This window comes from Lawsonibacter sp. OA9, from assembly GCF_022440585.1.
The window spans coordinates 2,044,423-2,061,803 of record NZ_JAKNTI010000022.1 but is presented as its reverse complement, the minus strand read 5'-3'; the positions used below and the strand labels follow the sequence as shown (position 1 = coordinate 2,061,803).

At 59.7% G+C, this 17,381-nt stretch carries 18 protein-coding genes and 1 riboswitch; of the genes, 2 read left to right on the top strand and 16 right to left on the bottom strand.

Annotated elements, in window-relative coordinates; all coding sequences use genetic code 11:
* Positions 1-40 precede the first annotated feature (40 nt).
* The 12 genes from MCG44_RS11195 to MCG44_RS11140 form a co-directional block, all read right to left on the bottom strand.
* Positions 41-616: a DUF4352 domain-containing protein gene (locus MCG44_RS11195; RefSeq protein WP_147571584.1), complete on the bottom strand. Its 576-nt coding sequence runs from the start codon at positions 614-616 to the stop codon at positions 41-43.
* A gap of 266 nt (positions 617-882) precedes the next feature.
* Entirely contained in the window at positions 883-1,548 is a 666-nt protein-coding gene (locus MCG44_RS11190; protein WP_240288284.1) for an HAD family hydrolase, read from the bottom strand.
* Positions 1,545-2,801 (bottom strand): phosphoribosylamine--glycine ligase, encoded by a 1,257-nt coding sequence (gene purD, locus MCG44_RS11185; protein WP_147571580.1) that lies wholly within the window; start codon positions 2,799-2,801, stop codon positions 1,545-1,547. The genes MCG44_RS11190 and purD overlap by 4 nt, the downstream gene beginning before the upstream one ends.
* Positions 2,802-3,040: 239 nt before the next feature.
* Positions 3,041-4,213, bottom strand: coding sequence for a phosphoribosylaminoimidazolecarboxamide formyltransferase (locus tag MCG44_RS11180; protein ID WP_240288282.1), 1,173 nt, complete (start codon positions 4,211-4,213; stop codon positions 3,041-3,043).
* A 27-nt stretch (positions 4,214-4,240) separates the two neighbouring features.
* Positions 4,241-4,948, bottom strand: a complete 708-nt coding sequence (locus MCG44_RS11175) for an IMP cyclohydrolase (RefSeq protein ID WP_147571576.1) — start codon at positions 4,946-4,948, stop codon at positions 4,241-4,243.
* Positions 4,949-4,994: 46 nt separating this feature from the next.
* A riboswitch (ZMP/ZTP riboswitch) is annotated at positions 4,995-5,076 on the bottom strand.
* Positions 5,077-5,110: 34 nt separating this feature from the next.
* Positions 5,111-5,767 (bottom strand): phosphoribosylglycinamide formyltransferase, encoded by a 657-nt coding sequence (gene purN / locus MCG44_RS11170; protein ID WP_240288280.1) that lies wholly within the window; start codon positions 5,765-5,767, stop codon positions 5,111-5,113.
* Positions 5,764-6,810 carry a phosphoribosylformylglycinamidine cyclo-ligase gene (gene purM, locus MCG44_RS11165; RefSeq protein ID WP_240288278.1) on the bottom strand — a complete coding sequence of 349 codons (1,047 nt, stop codon included), beginning with the start codon at positions 6,808-6,810 and terminating at the stop codon, positions 5,764-5,766. The genes purN and purM overlap by 4 nt, the downstream gene beginning before the upstream one ends.
* Before the next feature lie 136 nt (positions 6,811-6,946).
* Positions 6,947-8,371 carry an amidophosphoribosyltransferase gene (locus MCG44_RS11160; RefSeq protein WP_147571569.1) on the bottom strand — a complete coding sequence of 475 codons (1,425 nt, stop codon included), beginning with the start codon at positions 8,369-8,371 and terminating at the stop codon, positions 6,947-6,949.
* A gap of 11 nt (positions 8,372-8,382) precedes the next feature.
* Entirely contained in the window at positions 8,383-8,526 is a 144-nt protein-coding gene (locus MCG44_RS11155) for a hypothetical protein (RefSeq protein ID WP_186851917.1), read from the bottom strand.
* Positions 8,527-8,529: 3 nt separating this feature from the next.
* The gene (locus MCG44_RS15175) at positions 8,530-9,672 is read right to left on the bottom strand and encodes a phosphoribosylaminoimidazolesuccinocarboxamide synthase (RefSeq protein WP_366460491.1); all 1,143 of its coding nucleotides are present in this window, start codon (positions 9,670-9,672) and stop codon (positions 8,530-8,532) included.
* 33 nt (positions 9,673-9,705) lie between these two features.
* A complete protein-coding gene (gene purE, locus MCG44_RS11145; RefSeq protein ID WP_240288276.1) occupies positions 9,706-10,200 on the bottom strand; it encodes a 5-(carboxyamino)imidazole ribonucleotide mutase in 495 nt (164 codons plus the stop codon).
* Positions 10,201-10,468: 268 nt separating this feature from the next.
* Entirely contained in the window at positions 10,469-11,560 is a 1,092-nt protein-coding gene (locus tag MCG44_RS11140; protein ID WP_240288274.1) for a hypothetical protein, read from the bottom strand.
* Between the two features lie 156 nt (positions 11,561-11,716).
* Here MCG44_RS11140 and MCG44_RS11135 point away from each other — a divergent pair, with 156 nt between their 5' ends.
* Both MCG44_RS11135 and MCG44_RS11130 read left to right on the top strand, forming a co-directional pair.
* Positions 11,717-12,277, top strand: coding sequence for a phosphatase PAP2 family protein (locus MCG44_RS11135; RefSeq protein WP_240288273.1), 561 nt, complete (start codon positions 11,717-11,719; stop codon positions 12,275-12,277).
* Position 12,278: 1 nt separating this feature from the next.
* Positions 12,279-13,133, top strand: a complete 855-nt coding sequence (locus tag MCG44_RS11130) for an aminotransferase class IV (protein WP_186851921.1) — start codon at positions 12,279-12,281, stop codon at positions 13,131-13,133.
* A gap of 65 nt (positions 13,134-13,198) precedes the next feature.
* On the opposite strand, the gene MCG44_RS11125 is transcribed toward MCG44_RS11130, so the two are convergent.
* From MCG44_RS11125 to MCG44_RS11110, 4 genes are all read right to left on the bottom strand, one after another.
* Positions 13,199-14,272: an acyltransferase gene (locus MCG44_RS11125; protein ID WP_240288271.1), complete on the bottom strand. Its 1,074-nt coding sequence runs from the start codon at positions 14,270-14,272 to the stop codon at positions 13,199-13,201.
* Between the two features lie 140 nt (positions 14,273-14,412).
* Positions 14,413-15,894: a stalk domain-containing protein gene (locus tag MCG44_RS11120; protein ID WP_240288269.1), complete on the bottom strand. Its 1,482-nt coding sequence runs from the start codon at positions 15,892-15,894 to the stop codon at positions 14,413-14,415.
* Positions 15,875-16,435, bottom strand: a complete 561-nt coding sequence (locus tag MCG44_RS11115) for an RNA polymerase sigma factor (RefSeq protein ID WP_240288267.1) — start codon at positions 16,433-16,435, stop codon at positions 15,875-15,877. The genes MCG44_RS11120 and MCG44_RS11115 overlap by 20 nt, the downstream gene beginning before the upstream one ends.
* A gap of 139 nt (positions 16,436-16,574) precedes the next feature.
* Positions 16,575-17,144 carry a uracil-DNA glycosylase gene (locus MCG44_RS11110; RefSeq protein WP_147571706.1) on the bottom strand — a complete coding sequence of 190 codons (570 nt, stop codon included), beginning with the start codon at positions 17,142-17,144 and terminating at the stop codon, positions 16,575-16,577.
* Positions 17,145-17,381 lie beyond the last annotated feature (237 nt).

Genomic DNA, 17,381 nt, shown 5'->3' with positions numbered 1-17,381 from the left:
GAGCCTGTGTCCCACGGGACACAGGCTCTTTATATATCACTTATTGGTCTTCCGCTGTGAAGAACACGAAGAAGGTATCGCCCTCAGAGTTGTCGTCAAACTGCTCCAAATAGGAAATGGAAAAATCCCGGTTGCCGGCGGGTACCTCGTATACCAGCAGGCCGGTCACTTCCTCGTCCACCGACAGAGGGTAAGTACCGGGGAGCTGCTCGTCAGTCAGAGGAGGCAACTCCTCAAACGTCTCCGGGTCAGTAGTGATGGGATAGCAGAAGGCGTTCTCGTCATCGCTGTTCCACTGGACCTGGAAGTCGGTATCATACATTTCAATGCTGGAGGTGCTGGTATTTTTTACAGTCACCTCAGCCACCAAAAGCTCATTGCCTTCAGCGGGGAGATATCCCTCGTACTCCTTGGCCATGTGGGCGCTGTTGACCGTATAATCAAAGAAATAAGTGTGTACAGTGTCCGCAATCCGTCCCTCGCCATAGCCGTCTTCCGCGTGTACGTTGCCGCTGCTGTCAGCGGTCCCGCCAGTGGAGGGAGTGCCGCCTGTGCCACAGGCGGCCAGAGTGAGGGAGAGCGCCAGTGCCGCCGCGATAGAGATAAGTTTTTTCATGTTTTACAGTCCTTTCAATATCCTCTGATTTAAAATTAAAAAGGTGTGCTTTTATAAAGGGGATGGAAATGGAAAAATGTTGAAAAAAACTTGCCCAATCAGGTGCCTTGTGATATATTTAGGAACTGGAAAGGTGTGGAGCAAAAATTTGTAAAGGTACACCTTTTCAAAATATTTCTATCCGGAGAGAAACATACTGCTTATCTTTCCAACTATGATGCATACCCCTTCTGCCCTGGAGCGACCAGGACAGAAGGGTGTTTTTTTTACAATTCTCGCTGTAAATAGTGTAGTAGGCTGGACAGATCATCAAATTTTTTCCAGATCAGCGAATCCAACTCAGGGGAAGAGGGGATCAGGTCTGGTATCATCACAGCGGTCATCCCCGCACTGAGGGCGGAGCGGATACCGTTGGGGGAGTCCTCAACAGCAACCGCCTTGGCCGGAGAGACGCCCAGCCTCTGGCAGGCCGCCCGATAGATCTCCGGGTCCGGCTTGCTCTTGGATACCTGGTCCCCGGTCACAACGGCCTGGAAGTATCGGCCCAGACCGGAGTGCTCCAACCGGTACATGGTCCGGTCGTAATAGGTGGAGGTTGCCAACGCCAAGGGCATCTTCCGTGATTGAAGAAACTCCAGAACCTCACGGGCGCCCTCCTTGACCGGGACGCCCTCCCGCTCCATCCGCTCGGTGGCTAACCGGGAGCGGAGCTCCATAAAGGGCTCGTGAGGAAAGTCGGGCCCCAAGAGCCGGGGCAGAAGGGCCAGCACATCCCCGCGGCCCCGGCCCACTACCTCTGGATAGCAGTCTGCCGCCTGAGGGCAACCCATCTGCCGGCCGGCTTCCTCCCAGGCCCAGTAACCCAGACGCTCGGTGTCAAAGAGGGTGCCGTCGGCGTCAAATACTACGCCCTCCAATTCTTTCTTGTTCATACCTTCCCGATATCGGTGCGGAAGTGCATATCCCGGAAGGATATGGGCTTGGCCGCCTCATAGGCCCTAGAGATGGCCTCCTCCAGATTGGACCCGGTGGTGGTGACCCCCAGTACACGGCCGCCCGCGGTGAGGATCGAGCCGTCCTTGCCAATCTTTGTGCCGGCGTGGAATACGGTGGCCAGCCTGCCCGCCTCATCCAGTCCGGAGATAGGGTAACCGCTCTGGTATTTCACCGGGTAGCCTCCGGAGGCCAGCACCAGACAGCAGGCGGCGCCCTTCTTCCATTTGATTTCGCACCGGTCCAGGGTGCCGTCCACACAGGCCTCGAAGATGTCCAGCAGGTCGCTGTCCAGCATGGACAGGATGGGCTGGGTCTCCGGGTCGCCAAACCGGGCATTGTACTCTACCACTCTGGGGCCGTCCTTGGTGAGCATTAGGCCGAAGTAGATGACCCCCTTAAAGGGACGCCCTTCCGCCTTCATAGCAGCCACAGTGGGTAGAAAAATCTTGTCCATGCACTCCTTCGCAATCTCCGGGGTGTACTTGGGAGAGGGACAGAAGGCGCCCATGCCCCCGGTGTTGGGTCCCTGGTTTCCGTCATAGGCCCGTTTGTGGTCCTGGCTGGACAGCATGGGGACCAGGTGCTCCCCGTCACAGAAGGCCAGCACAGTGACCTCAGGGCCTACCATACACTCCTCGATGACCACAGTGGAGCCGGAGTCACCGAACTTTCTGCCCTCCATCATGTCTCGGACGGCGGCCTCGGCCTCCTCCACAGTGGCGGCCACCACTACCCCCTTACCCAGAGCCAGGCCGTCGGCCTTGACTACGATGGGAGCCCCCTGCGCCCGAATATAGGACAGGGCGTTGTCTAAGTCGGTAAAGGTCTCATATTTGGCGGTGGGGATGTGGTACTTCTTCATCAGCCCTTTGGAAAAGGCCTTGCTGGCCTCGATGATGGCGGCGTTGGCACGGGGGCCGAAGGCGCGGATGCCCGCCGCCTCCAGGGCGTCTACCATACCCAGGGCCAGAGGGTCATCCGGGGCTACCATGACAAAGTCCATGGCGTTCTCCCTGGCCCATTGGACCATGCCCTCCACATCGGTGGCTTTGATGGGGACACACTTGGCCACCTGGGCGATGCCACCGTTGCCGGGGGCGCAGTATAACTCCGTGACCCTAGGGCTCTGGGCCAGCTTCCAGCAGATGGCGTGCTCACGCCCGCCTCCGCCGACGACTAAAACTTTCATAATATGCTCCTTTCATACGGGCGGCCATAGACCATCCAGTTTAGCGGAGTTTCTACCAAAGGCAGAAAGGATATTAATGCTGTCCGAAAGCGAATTTATTTTGCCGCAGGACACTATGCCCCCTGGCCGTGCGGCGGTTAAAAGCATCTTTTTCATTGAAAAGGCAAGGGGGGTATCGGCGGCGGCTCCCTTAAGAACCGACGCCGTATCCAGAGGGGCAAAGCCCCCACTGAAAGTGCTTAATGGTGGAACAGTCTGATTCCGGTAAATGCCATGACCATGCCGTACTTGTCCGCCGTGGCGATGACCTGATCGTCCCGGATGGAACCGCCGGGCTGGGCAATGTACTGAACACCGGACTTCCTGGCCCGCTCCACGTTGTCCCCGAAGGGGAAGAAGGCGTCGGAGCCCACGGTGACGCCGGACATCTGGGCGATCCAATCTTTCTTTTCCTGCTCTGTCAACACATCGGGCTTCACTTTGAAGGTGTTCTGCCACACGCCTTCGGCCAGCACGTCGTCGTGCTCGTCGGAGATATAGATGTCGATGGCGTTATCCCGGTCAGGGCGGCGGATGTGGTCTACGAACTGCAGCCCCAAAACCTTGGGGTGCTGACGCAGCCACCAGATATCCGCCTTGTTGCCCGCCAGACGGGTGCAGTGGATGCGGCTCTGCTGGCCGGCACCTACACCGATGGTCATGCCATCCTTGACATAGCACACGGAGTTGGACTGGGTGTACTTCAAAGTGATGAGGGACAGGAGCATATCGTTTTTGGCCTGCTGGGACAGCTCCTTGTTTGCGGTGACCAGGTTAGAGAGCATCTCCTCGCTGATATCCAGGTCGTTATAGCCCTGCTCAAAGGTGATACCGAAAATGTTGCGGCGCTCAATAGGGGCGGGCTGGTACTCCGGGTCGATCTGAACCACATTATAGCTGCCCTTGCGTTTCATTTTCAGGATCTCCAGGGCTTCATCAGTATAGCCGGGGGCGATGACGCCGTCGGACACCTCGGCGGCCAGGAAGCGGGCGGTGTCTCCGTCACACACATCAGACAGGGCGGCCCAGTCCCCGAAGGAGCACAGCCGGTCGGCACCTCGGGCCCGGATATAGGCGCAGGCGATAGGGGACAGGTCCCCTTCTGGAGCGAAATAGATGTGCCGCTCGGTATCGGACAGGGGCAGGCCCAGGGCGGCTCCGGCGGGAGAGACGTGCTTGAAGGAGGCGGCGGCGGGCAGGCCGGTGGCTTTCTTCAGAGCCTTCACCAACTGCCAGGAGTTGAGAGCATCCATAAAGTTGATATAGCCCGGCTTGCCATTGAGCACCTTGAGGGGCAGATCGCCCTGCTCCATAAAGATGCGGGCGGGCTTCTGGTTGGGGTTGCAGCCGTATTTCAGTTCCAGTTCATTCATGTGAGCGTACTTCCTTTCTGGCGGTGTTCAGCCATGCTTGTTGATGATGACGGTCTCCCTGGCGCCGCTGGCCAGGTCGATGTACTGGACGAACAGGGATACTTTATTGTCGTGGTTCAGGTTGGCCCAGAGCTCTTCCGCCCAGGTCTGAGCGTCCGGGGCCTCGATGGCCACCTTCCGGGGCTCGCCCTCGAAGGAGGGCAGAGGGTCCAGGTTCTCCTGATAGGTGTGGATGAAGTGGCCGGTGCCGGCCACAGGGGCGTCGTACTCATAGAAGTAGCGGTGGTTGCAGCTGGGATCACCGTCAGCCGACTTCAGGATGGATAGCTGATAACTGCCGTCGGCCTCCACCACACCAGAGATGCGGGGGGTGTAGTTGGGGGGATCGGGCTCAAAGCAGCGGGTGCGAAGGGCCTCGATATAGCTCTTGCCATCCAGAAGGAACCGCTGGATGGTGTCGGTCTGGTCCCCGTTAGTGACTACGGTGGCCCCGTTTACCACCCTCACAGGATGGTAGATAATGAGAGAGGGGTCCACCATCTTGCTCTCGTCAAATGCCTTGGTGCGGATGCCGTCCTCGGTTTCCTCAAAAACCCGGTTGCGGCTGTTCTCACTGCGGCCCATAATGAAATAGGCGATGGCGGCCTTGCTGTTGTCGGCGGTGCGGCCCAGGACGATGCCGCGGCCAGGATAGGGATGGTTGGAAAGGATCTCCTTCAGATCATGTGTCTTCACAGTATTCCTCCTTTGTTGTAAAAAAAGGGCGCACCAGTTCTGTGAATTGGTGCGCCCAGACGGTCGGCCTTGTATTACGCGATACTCCCCGTGGTCATTTCCACTTACCGTCAGTCATATCGCACAGTTACATTGTAGCAAAAAAGGGTAAGAAAAGCAAATTCATTCTGCGTTCCGCGTTCCGTGTTCTGGATGCTCCAAAACACGGACGGTCCGCCCCTCCACCTTTAGCCGGTCCTGACAGAACAGGGACACGGCTTGGGGGAGCAGCTGCCACTCGCACTGCTCCATGATGCGCCGCTGGAGTACCTCCGGCGTGTCGTCGGGGAGGACCTCCACCGCCTTTTGAGAGACGATGGGGCCGCCATCGCACTCCTCACTGACAAAGTGGACAGTGGCGCCGGACAGCTTGACCCCATACTCCAGGGCCTTCTCATGGACATGGAGGCCGTAGCACCCTGGGCCGGCGAAGGAAGGGATGAGGGCGGGATGGACATTGAGGATGGCGTTGGGGAAGGCGCGGACCATCTCGCCAGTCAGAATGACCATAAAGCCGGCCAATACCACCAGGTCGATATCCAATCCCTTCAGCTTGTCTACCAGGGCCGCAGTCATGGCCTGGCTGGAGGGGTAGTCCTTTCGGGCCGCCACATAGCCGGGGATGCCGGCGGCCTTGGCCCGCTCCAGGGCATAGGCGCTGGGGGTGGAGGAAATGACAGCGGTGATTCGACCGTTGATCAGCTCACCCCGCCCCTGGGCGTCGATGAGGGCCTGGAGATTGGTGCCGCCCCCGGATACCAAAACCGCGATATTTTTCATTTGACTAACTCCACACCGTCGCTGCCAGAAACCACAGAGCCGACCTGATAGGCATTCTCGCCCGCATCCGTCAGAGTGGAGAGAGCCCGCTCCGCCTGAACAGCGGGGATGGCCAGGATCATGCCCAGGCCCATGTTGAAGGTGTTGTACATATCCCGCTCCGGGATGTTTCCCTTCCGCTGGATCAGATCAAAGATGGGCAGCTTGGGGAAGGTCTTGAGATCAATGCGGGCGGTGAGGCCGTCTGTCATCATTCGGGGCACGTTCTCGTAGAACCCGCCGCCGGTAATATGACTGATGGCGTGAATATCTACTCCGGCCTTCAGCAGAGCCTTGACCGCCTTGACATAGATGCGGGTGGGGGCCAACAAAGTCTCGCCCAGGCTCCGGCCGCCCAGCTCCTCCATGGGGGAGGTCAGGTCAGTGTGCTCCACATCCAGAGCCTTGCGGACCAGAGAGAACCCGTTGGAGTGGACGCCGGTGGAGCCAAGTCCGATGAGTACGTCGCCGGTGGATAGGCGCTTGCCGTCAATGATATTTTCCTCGTCCACGATGCCCACAGAGAAGCCGGCCAGGTCATAGTCCTCGTCGGGCATGACGCCGGGGTGTTCAGCGGTCTCGCCGCCCACCAGGGCGCACTCAGACTGGCGGCAGCCCTCGGCGATGCCGGCGACGATCTCGGCAATACGGGCGGGATCATTCCGGCCACAGGCGATGTAGTCCAGGAAAAACAGGGGAGAGGCGCCGCCGCAGATGATGTCGTTGACGCACATAGCCACGCAGTCGATGCCGATGGTGTCGTGCTTGTTCAGCAGCATGGCCAGCCGCAGTTTGGTGCCCACGCCGTCGGTGCCAGACACCAGCACTGGTTTTTTCATGCCGGCCATGTCGGGGGCAAACATACCGCCGAAGCCGCCCAGAGTACCCATGACACCGGGAATATAAGTGGATTCCACCATAGGCTTGATGCGCTGAACAGCCTCATAGCCAGCGGTGACGTCTACGCCGGCGGCGGCATAGGAAGCGGAGTGGGAGTTTTTCATCTTCAGACCTCCAGATCAAATTAGAACTTAAAAGTCAGGAATTGTGGAGTGCGCCCCAGACGGAACAGTGGAGTTCAGCCCGGCAGGACCGGAGCCATTCTGACTTCACATTCCGGTTGGGATGGCGTGCTGACGCCTATTCTTTGCCGCTCCAGCAGTAAGTACACACCTTGTCCCGGTCCAGACCGATGGCCTCCAGCAGGCCATCCAGAGACTGGTAGCCGAGAGAGTCAAAACCGAGCTTCTCACAGATGGCCTTGAGCATGCACTGGCCTCGTTCAGTGCGGGCGTCAGAGTACTCCTCCAGGTGGAGCTGGCCCTCGTCCCCCTCCAGCTCCTGGACCGTACGGCGGGCCAACAGGTCCATGTCCGAGTTGCCACGGGAGAAGTTGAGGTATTTGCAGCTGTACATAATGGGGGGGCAGGCGGAGCGCATATGGACCTCCTCCGCCCCGGACTCATAGAGAAATTCCACCGTTTCCCGGAGCTGGGTTCCCCGGACGATGGAGTCGTCCACGAAGAGCAGTTTCTTGCCCTCAATGAGCTCGGGTACCGGAATCTGCTTCATCTTGGCCACCTGATTCCGAACGTCCTGGTTGGTGGGCATAAAGGAACGGGGCCAGGTGGGGGTATACTTGACAAAGGGGCGGGCAAATGGCTTGCCGCTGCGGTTGGCATAGCCGATGGCGTGGGGCACGCCGGAGTCGGGCACACCGGCCACATAGTCCACCTTGGGGAGAAGACCGTGGAGAACCTCATCCCGGGCCATAATCTCGCCATTCTGATAGCGCATGACCTCCACATTTTTCCCCTCATAGTTGGAGTTGGGGTAGCCGTAGTAGGTCCACAAAAAGGCGCAGATCTTCATCTCCTCGCCGGCGGGGGACAGGGTTTCATACCCGTCAGCCGTAATACGCACGATCTCTCTCGGCCCCAGCTCATAGGCGTCGGCATAACCCAGCTTATGGTAGGCGAAGGACTCGAAGGACACACAACAGCCCTCCTGGTTCTGGCCCACCAGGACCGGCAGCCGGCCCAACTTGTCCCGGGCGGCGATGATCTCCCCCTTGTCGGTGAGGACGAGCAGGGTCATGGAGCCCTTGATTTCGTCCTGGGCGTGGAGGATACCGGACACCAGATCATCTTTCTGGTTGATGAGGGCCGCGGTCAGCTCGGTAGCGTTGACCTTGCCGGAGCTCATGGCCATAAACTGATGGCCGTGGTCGGAGAAATACTGCTGGATCAGCTCCTCGGCATTGTTGATGATGCCCACGGTGGTGATGGCGTACAGGCCTAAGTGGGATCGGACCAGCAGGGGCTGAGGATCGGTATCGCTGATGCAGCCGATGCCGCTGCAACCGTGGAAGTCAGACAGATCCTTCTCGAACTTGGTGCGGAAGGGGGTGTTCTCGATGGAGTGGATCTGGCGCTGGAATCCGTCCTGGGGGTCATGGATCAACATACCGCCCCGGCGGGTACCCAGATGGGAGTGGTAGTCCACTCCGAAAAAGATATCGAGGGTCACGTCCCGCTTGGAAACGGCCCCAAAAAAACCACCCATTTATTTGCTCCTTACTTTTTGCGTTTGTGCAGGAAAAACCAGGCAGCTCCAACCAGTCCCGCAAGGATCAGCAGCATGAAAGGCAACGCGATGGGGCTGCTGCTGATAAGAATGGCGGTGGGGCCGTCCTGCCCGCCAATGATACCGACGTCCACGATTTAGGCGAAGAACAGCTTGGACAGGGTCATGGGATCGATGTACTTGCCGTCCTTGTAGACCCGCATATTGCCGGAGGCCACCTCGTCGATGAGCATAACCTTGCCGTCCGCGTCGTAGCCGAACTCGAACTTGATGTCGTACAGGACCATGCCCTTCTCCTTCAGGTCGTCGGCCACGATCTGGGTGATCTTCTGAGTCTCCTCCTTGATGGCGTCGTACTGCTCCTCGGTCATGACACCCAGAGCGACCAGACCGTCCTTGGTGACCAGGGGATCGCCCAGGGCGTCATTCTTAAAGGTAGTTTCCACATAGGCGGGCAGGTCGGCACCCTCGGCGATGTACTCCCCATAGCGGCGGAGGAAGGAGCCCACTGCCTTGTGGCGGCAGATGACCTCCAGCCCGTGGCCAAACACCTTGGCAGGCTTGACCTCCATGGTGGTGTTCTTCAGGTCGGCGGACACATAGTGGGTGGGGATGCCGGCAGCGTTGATTTTTTCAAAGAAATAAATGGACATCCGAAGGTTCACGTCGCCCACGCCATCGATGGTCAGGCCCACAGAGTTTTCGCCGGGATCGAACACGCCGTCCTTGCCGGTGCAGTCGTCCTTGAACTTCAGCAGGTAGTTGCCGTTGTCCAGAGCAAACACGTCCTTGGTCTTACCAGTGTAAACAAGCTTCTTTTCCATGATGACATTCCTCCATGTATGAAATTGAAATGGATGCTGAGTGTATTTGGGATAAAAAATGGAACAGGCGAAAAGGAAAACGGGGATATAGACAAAAAAGGAGCACAACGAAACAAAGAGGAGGGCGAATCCGCCTCCACCGCCCAGAGAGGCCTCTGTCTGAAAGACGGCCCGGTAGATCTCATTCGGGGTGGGGAACAGCATTCCCCAGAGGGGGGTGGAGAGGATCCACAGGAGCAGTACCCCGCCATACCGTCCCCTCCCAAGGGGGAGATAGAGAGCGGCCATGGCCACGGCACAGACAGCCGTAAAGAGGGCGGCGAAGAAAATATCCATGCCCGCGGGGATGGACCACAGGGCGATGCAGCAGTAAAAGACCTTCTGCAGATGGGAGATCAGGGCGGACAGGGCGCCGAGAGCAGCGCCAATCAAGCAGATAGGAATCGACTTCTTCATGACGCGCCTCCACAGTGAGCGGGCTGCCTCTTACTACCCCAGCTCGGCCTGGAGCTTCTTCTCCTTTTCGGCGATCTGGGCGGCCATGCTCTCCCTCGCCTGGTCCAGCCGGGCGGCCAGCTCGTCGTCGGAGACAGACAAAATCTGGGCGGCCAGTACAGCGGCGTTCTTAGCCCCGTTGATGGCCACAGTGGCCACAGGAATGCCGCTGGGCATCTGGACGGTGGCGAGCAGGGCGTCCAGCCCGTCCATAGCGCCCCCCTTCATGGGGATGCCGATGACCGGCAGGGTGGAGTTGCCCGCAAAGGCCCCGGCCAGGTGGGCCGCCATGCCGGCGGCACAGATGAGGACACCGAAGCCGTTTTTACGGGCGCTTTTGGCAAAGTCGGCGGCAGCGGCGGGGGTGCGGTGGGCGCTGAAGATATGGGCCTCGAAGGGGATGCCAAAGCTCTGGAGCTGCTCACAGGCTCCCTTCACCACCGGCCAGTCGGAATCCGAGCCCATGATGACAGCGACTTTTTTCATCAAAACCTCTCCTTTGTCAAAAAAGATTCAGGCTATCTGCGGGTACAGATAGCCTGATAGAATGTTAGTGTTCGGCCTTGGGCAGATTGGGGCCGTAGCCAGTGACGAACCTAGGAGAAAACACCCGGATAAAGCCCATGACTAAGCCCCCTTCCATCCATTAGGGTTCCATTTTATCGAAAAAACGCGGGCTTTGCAAGAGAGGGAATGAATTTCGTAGGCTTGTACAAGGAATTGCGAAATACGGGACAAAAAAGTTGGCATCCTCTGCTCACAGCAGGCCGGCAGTGTCCAAAATACGGGATACCGCAGCGGCTCGGAGGGACCAGGCCGCCGCTGCGCCGTAGCTCTGGCGGCGCTGAGAGACGAAGCCGGGGGCCTCCTCCAAGGCGTGCTGACAGAGGGTGAGGAACTCCCGCTCGTCATGGGCTCCGTAGACCACGTCGGGGAAGATCTCTACCTGCTCGGGCCACAGCATAGACACGATGGGCTTCCCGGTAGACAGGTACTCATACAATCGACCAGAGATCACATCGCTGTCCGGCCGGTCCTCCCGCAGCAGCTCCAACAGCACATCGCAGCGGAACAGCCAGTCGGGTACCTCATTGAGAGGGCAGGGGCCGGCCAGCGCCACGTTGGGCTGCCGCCTGAGTCGAGGAAGGAGGGGATTGTCCTCCTGCCGGCCCAGCAGCAGGAAGGTCCAGCCAGGCCGCTCCCTGGCGGCGTAAAGGATGGGGGACAGATCGAGTTCCCGGTGGATGACCCCGGCCCAGCCCAGCACCGGGCCGTGGACCTGGGGCAGAGGGTCCGACTGAATAGAGCCCCCCTCGCCGGAAAACATGGGGTAGTTGACCCCATTGGGCAGTTGAGCGATGTTAGAGCTGCAGGGGGACAGCCGGTCGGCCAGCAGGGGGGAGGCGGCGAAGACTATGTCAGCGTTGTTGGCCAGGGCGCCCTCCCACAGTGGGGGCAGCTCCTCCCAATCCCGGTCGCAGTCGTAGACAAGCCCGTCATATTCCAGGTGGTCCAGCAGGTGGACCTGCTCTGGACTGGTGGTCCACAGCAGGGGTGATTGGAAACGGTGGCGGGCGGCCTTGTCGGCGATGAATCGGCCCAGCTTCCTCTGGTTGCGCAGGAACAGCCGGGAATACTGCTCCGACACCGGGAATAGGGTGGGGGGAAGGGTGTAGACCGTCACGTTGGGGCGCACCTTCTGCCCCTTCTGCCGAAAGCTCCGGTCCCGTCTGCCGGCAGGGGGAGCGAAATATAAGATCTGTGTGTCCCGCAGCCGGGAGAGGAGCTGCTGGGTCCGGCCCGGAGAGGTGCTCCAGGGCTCATTGGATAGACATAGGATCTGCTTCAAAGAGGAGACCTCCCGGTAAAATGACATTGACTTATGGGACCTTTTTACCTATTATAGTATGGAGAGGGAGATACCGTCAAGCGGGCGGTTTTTCCTGCCCCCCTCTGGCTGGCGGAGCCGGGGGTGGCAGGGGCTCCGTCTGGAAAGGAAACGAGAATGCTGGAAGCCTTATTGAATTTGGATGCCTCGCTGCTGCTGGCCATTCAGGACCTGCGCTTGGACTGGCTGGACCCCATCGTGGCCTTCTACACCCAGCTTGGCAACGCCGGGCTGCTGTGGATCGTACTGTCCCTTTCCGTGCTGTGCTGGCGGCCTACCCGGCGGGCGGGGGCCCTGGCGCTGACAGCTATGGTGCTGGGACTGCTGGTTACCAATGTGACCATAAAGCCGCTGGTGGAGCGGACCCGCCCCTGGCTGGACCTGCCCATCCTTCCCCTGGTGGTGGAAAACGACCCCCATTCCTTCCCCTCCGGACATACCTGTGCCGCCTTTGCGGCCGGGGTGGCTTGGGCCAAGACCCTGCCCTGGCGCTGGGGACGGATCGGGGCTGTACTGCTGGCGGTCCTGATGGGGCTGTCCCGGCTGTATGTGGGAGTCCACTATCCCACGGATGTGCTGGCTGGGGCTTTGATCGGAACACTGTGCGCCTGGGTGGCACTGAAGCTGGACGGTTACAGGACGGATCGGTTGAAAGAAAATAGGAAAGGAGCCAAGTGATATGTGGAAGAACGTCGGTTATTACAACGGAGAAATTGGCCCTCTGGAGGAGATGAAGGTGCCCATGGGGGACCGGGCCCTCTACTTCGGCGACGGCATCTATGAGGCCGCCTGTGTGGCTAACCGCGTCCCCTTCGCGCTGGAGGACCATCTGGACCGGATGTATAACAGCCTCCGGCTGCTGGAGATCCCCTTCCGGATGGAGCGGGACCAGGTGCGGGCCGAGCTGCAGAAGGTCATCGAAGCGGCGGAGGAGGCCCCCTACCACTTCTTGTACTGGCAGGTGTCCCGGGGCGTAGCCCCCAGAGGGCACGCCTTCCCTCCGGCAGAGGTGGCCCCCACTTTGCTGGCCTATGTGCGGCCCCACAGGATGAAGGACCTGAATCAGCCCTATCGGCTTATCTCCCTAGAGGATAACCGGTACAAGCTGTGTCATATCAAGACACTGAATCTGATCCCAAGCGTACTGGCCAGCCAGCGGGCGGCGGAGCGGGGATGTGACGAAGCTGTGCTCCATCGAGGCAGCCGAGTCACCGAGTGCGCCCACAGCAATATCTCCATGCTGAAGGACGGAGTGCTGCGCACCGCCCCCACAGACGAGCTCATCCTCCCCGGCATCGCCCGGAAGCATCTGATTGCCCTGGCGAAAGAGAACGGCGTCCCGGTGGTGGAGGAACCCTTCTCCATGGTGGAGCTGATGAACGCGGACGAGGCCATTGTCACCAGCTCCAGCGCCCTGTGCATGGGAGTGGAGTCCATCGACGGCATCCCTGTGGGTGGCAGGGATCGGGAACGATTCCATTTACTCCAGAGCGCCTGTATGGAGGAATTCCAGCGAGAAACCAAGGCCAGGTGAGATGGACGTTAATAAAGAGCGCGGACAGAAACCCTGTCCGCGCTCTTTTTCGTTTATGAACAAAATCAGCGGGGGTGAATCGTCTGCCGCAGCCGGTTCCAGAGCCAATAGAGAAGGAAGGAGCCCAAATAGGCGGCAACTAGACGGCCAATTAGCAGCAGAGAGAGGGAGTGGACGCCCAGCTTCTGCAGGATAGCGGTGGCGTAGGTCAGCACCAGGCAGTGGACAAAGAACACAAAGAGAGAGGCCTGGTACAGCCAGTTGAGGAACCGCCGGAGCAGAGGGCCGCAGTTCTTCAAGGCGGCGCACAGCTCCATCAGCAGGTAAATGGACAGGAGGTTGGAGAGGGGCTTCATCAGCTCCAGGTTAAAAAATACCACCCCGGCGGAAAATTCCAGATAGCACAGGCCCAGATAGGTCAGCACCACCAGCCCTGAGCCCAGGATGGCCCACAGCCGGCGGGTCGGGGCCGGGCGCTCCGGCCGGAGATAGCCGGCGTACAGACCGGCCACCCAATAGAACAGATAGGTAATGAACAGCTTGCCCTGATAGGGCGCGAACCAGGGAAGGGCCCGGGCGGCCGCGCCCTGGAGCCAGAGAGCGGCCAGCATGACCACCAGGGCGCCCGCACAGCCGGCCAGCCAGCCCACACGCCGGACCAGCTGCCGCCACAGGGGGCGCAGGAGATAGAGCTGCATGACCACCAGTACATAATAGAACTGGGCCGACAGGGAGCCGAACCATAAATAATTTCCCAGCTCTGCCAGACTGCCCCGCACATAGCCGATGGGCAGAAAGCAGAGATAGTAGAACAAAGTCCAAAAGAGGTAGGGGAAATAGACCTTTTTGGCCCGGCGCAGGATATAGGGCCCGTAGGGGGACAGGGTGTCCCTCGCCAGCTCCAGCCCCATCTTCATCCCGCCGCTGAACAGAAAGCCGGGGACAGCACACCGGCTGAGAAGCCAGGGGACAAAGACCACCGCCCCCTGCCAGGAGGTGGGGTCGGCGTCGGTGATGCCTAGAGACATGACGTGGATCATGATGACCAGCAGGCAGCACAGGGCATTGAAGTCATCTAAAACAGGCAGGCGGGAGGGGGGACGCTCCAGCCCGACGGACGGATGAGCGGTGTTGTGCAAGGCGGACACTTCTCTCTCTCCGGCCGAAGCCGGGTGATGGACGGCGTTCTTCGCCAGAATTCGTTTTTAGTATAAGGAACTGGCAAAATAAAGTCAAGAGCGCCCCCGCCTGGATTCAGGCAGGGGCGCAAGCGGCAGGATCAGGGGATGATGAGCCAGGCGTCGAACTGGAAGCCCTCGGGAGAAACATCGTGGCTCCAGCATCCCAGACACCAGATGTTCCAGGCGTCCTCCAGGAGATGGTGCCCCACCAGCAGGTCGCACCCGTCCGGGACGGGGACGGCGGGGTTGGGGAGATACATCTCGTCGCCGTTTTCGTCTGTTTTGGTGGAGTAGTAGGTGGCCTCAATAGGCTGTCCGTCCACCAGGATGGTGGAACTGCCCGCTGTGGCGGTGATGGTCACCCCGCGGTACCGAGCGGTGGCGGTCTGGCTGTCCTCGTCCCAGCGGTACTCCGCGCCCAGCCTCTCGCAGAGCTGGCGGAGGGACAGATGGCCCAGGCGCAGCCCCTCCAGGTCATAGACCGGGCTGGGCGGGTCCATCAGGAAGGGCCGCAGACGGGGGTCCAGTTCCGCCTCTCTGGCGGGGGAGCCGTCCACGGGGAACTCCCACTGGTCAAAGACGATGGAATCCACCTGGGTCAGGTCCACCACCTGTTCAAACTGCTGGTCCACTTCTCCCAACTGTGCCAGAGTCAGGGTGGAGCCGTCCTTCATCTTCAGATAGAACAGGTCGGTGGCAACGCCCAGGTCAGTGATAGAGTCGGCGTAGGAGGACCAGTCCCCGAGGCGTTCCAACTCGTAGGAGTAGGACACTGGGGTGAGGATAAGCTCCTTCAACCGGCCCCGGAGCCCCAGAAACTCATTGGAGATGACCTCCAGGTCCGGGGTGACGCGGATGGGCTCCACCACAGAATCCATAGGCAGCCGTACGGCGTAATCCCGGCCCATAAAGGCCAGCCATACATTCAGAGGCTCCTCCAAAGGGCCGACATACTCGCCGAACTGAATGTCGATCTGCCAGGAACGGCTGGTGCCGCTGGGATTGGGGAGGTCATGGATTCCCATACTGCCCGAATGGGTGCGAAGATCGTAGGAGATCCCATCGGGGCCGGTGCTGCCGCTCTCCAGCAGCCTGCTTACCATATCCTCCCCCCAGGGCTCTCGGTGGGCCTCGGCAAAGGCCCGGTTGCTCATCAGGTCGTCGATAGCCTGCTGATTCAGCCCTTCCACAGTGAGAACAACAAAGACGTTTTGACCGTCATAGAGCATACTGTCCGCCGTCAGGCGGTAGTCCTCGTTTTCCACGCTTTTGATGGTGTCCTGTACATAGGGCTCCACCACGCTGGCATCCCCCCGTGTGAAAAACAGGTCCAGTACCCCCATCTGGTAGGCCGCCGCCAGGGCGGCCCCCGTGGTCAGTGCCAGGGTGGCGGCCAGCAGGACCGCCCATTTCATTTTTTTCTTCATACTGTTCTGCCTTGGACCTTCCGGCGGAGCGGAAGCCGCCTCTTCCTGCTCCAGTGCGGCCTCGACACGGGAGAGGATAGCTTCCGGGTCCAGCTCGGGGTACTCCTCGGGCAGACCTAAGTCGTTCCACAGCTCATGAATGTGACTGGACACAGGGCGTCCCTCCTTTCCCACACAGGGCCTCCCGCAGCTTATGCCGTCCCCGTGCCAGCCGGGTCCGGGCAGTGGCCTGGTTCAGCCCCATCTCTTTGGCCACCTGGTGCAGCGGCTCCTCCTCAAAGTAATAGCGCCGGAACAGAGTCCGGTCCGGCTCCTCCATGCTGTCCACCAGCCGCCGGAGCTGACTGTGGAGCTGGTGCCGCTCCGCCAGCTCTTCGGGGCCCGGCCGGCTGTCGGGAAGATGGTCTGGAATGGCGTCCGTTTCCCGCCGCCTTCTGACCCGGTCGATGGCCAGATTCCGGGCGGTCACCGCCAGCCATGGCCGGAGGGAGCGGACCGGGTCCAGCGATTCCCGGCTGCGCCACAGGGCGAGAAAGGTGTCGGAGACCACCTCCTCCAAATCCTCCCTCAGCGGCTCAGGGGCCAGGGCCCTGGCGGCTACTGCGGCCACATAATGGGTATACCGCCGGATGGTATCCTCCAGCGCGGCGCGGTCGCCCTGGGCCAGCGCCAGGACCAGACCTGTTTCGTCCAAGGAGCTTCCTCCTCTCTGTTTCAGTAGGGTGTAGACCATTCGTACGTTTGGTTCTGCTTATAGGTACGGCTGGGGGTGGGGCGGCGTTTCACAGTATCGAAAAAAATCTGCCGGCAGAGCAGCTGCCGGCAGAACAACGTCAATAGGTCCGTTCACAGATCGCCTGGATCTTGGCCTGGAGGCCCTTTAAATCCTCAAATGTTTCCGGCCGCCGCCGGGGGTCCCGGAGGATGGCCGCCGGGTGGAACAGGGCGGTCATATGGATACCGGCCTTTTCGAACCACTGGCCGTGCTCCTTTGAAATCTTAAAGTCCTCCTTGATCAGACGGATGGCGGCGACGCGCCCCAGACACACAATGATTTTGGGGCGAATCAGGGCGACCTGGTTGCGGAGATAGCCGATGCAGGCGTCCTGCTCCGAGTTGAGAGGGTCACGGTTCTGGGGCGGGCGGCATTTGACGATATTGGCGATGTATACGTTCCTCTTCCGGTCCAGGTCGATGAGCTCCAGCATATCGTCCAGCAGCTTCCCGCCCCGGCCTACGAAGGGCTCGCCCTGCAAGTCCTCGTTCTCTCCAGGGCCCTCCCCGATAAACATGACTTCCGCGTTTGGCACACCTGCCCCAAAGACCACGTTGTGCCTAGTGTCCGCCAGGGCGCATTTCTGACAGGACATACAGGCCTGTTCCAGAGGTCCCCAATCCAGCATCGCCACCGCTGATCACTCCTTTCTATATCTCAAAGCTCCTTGCTTTCAGTATAACACGATTTACCTGCCGCGCAAAGAAAAAGATTACTCCAGACCCTATAAAAACAGGATAGTTCCTGAATCAAACTCTGCAAATAAAGAGAACACATCCTAGAAAATCCCAGTCTTCACACAAAAATACAATTTTTCCTGCAAAAAAACGGGAATACTTGTCAGATGAGGCATTGTCAAGCAACA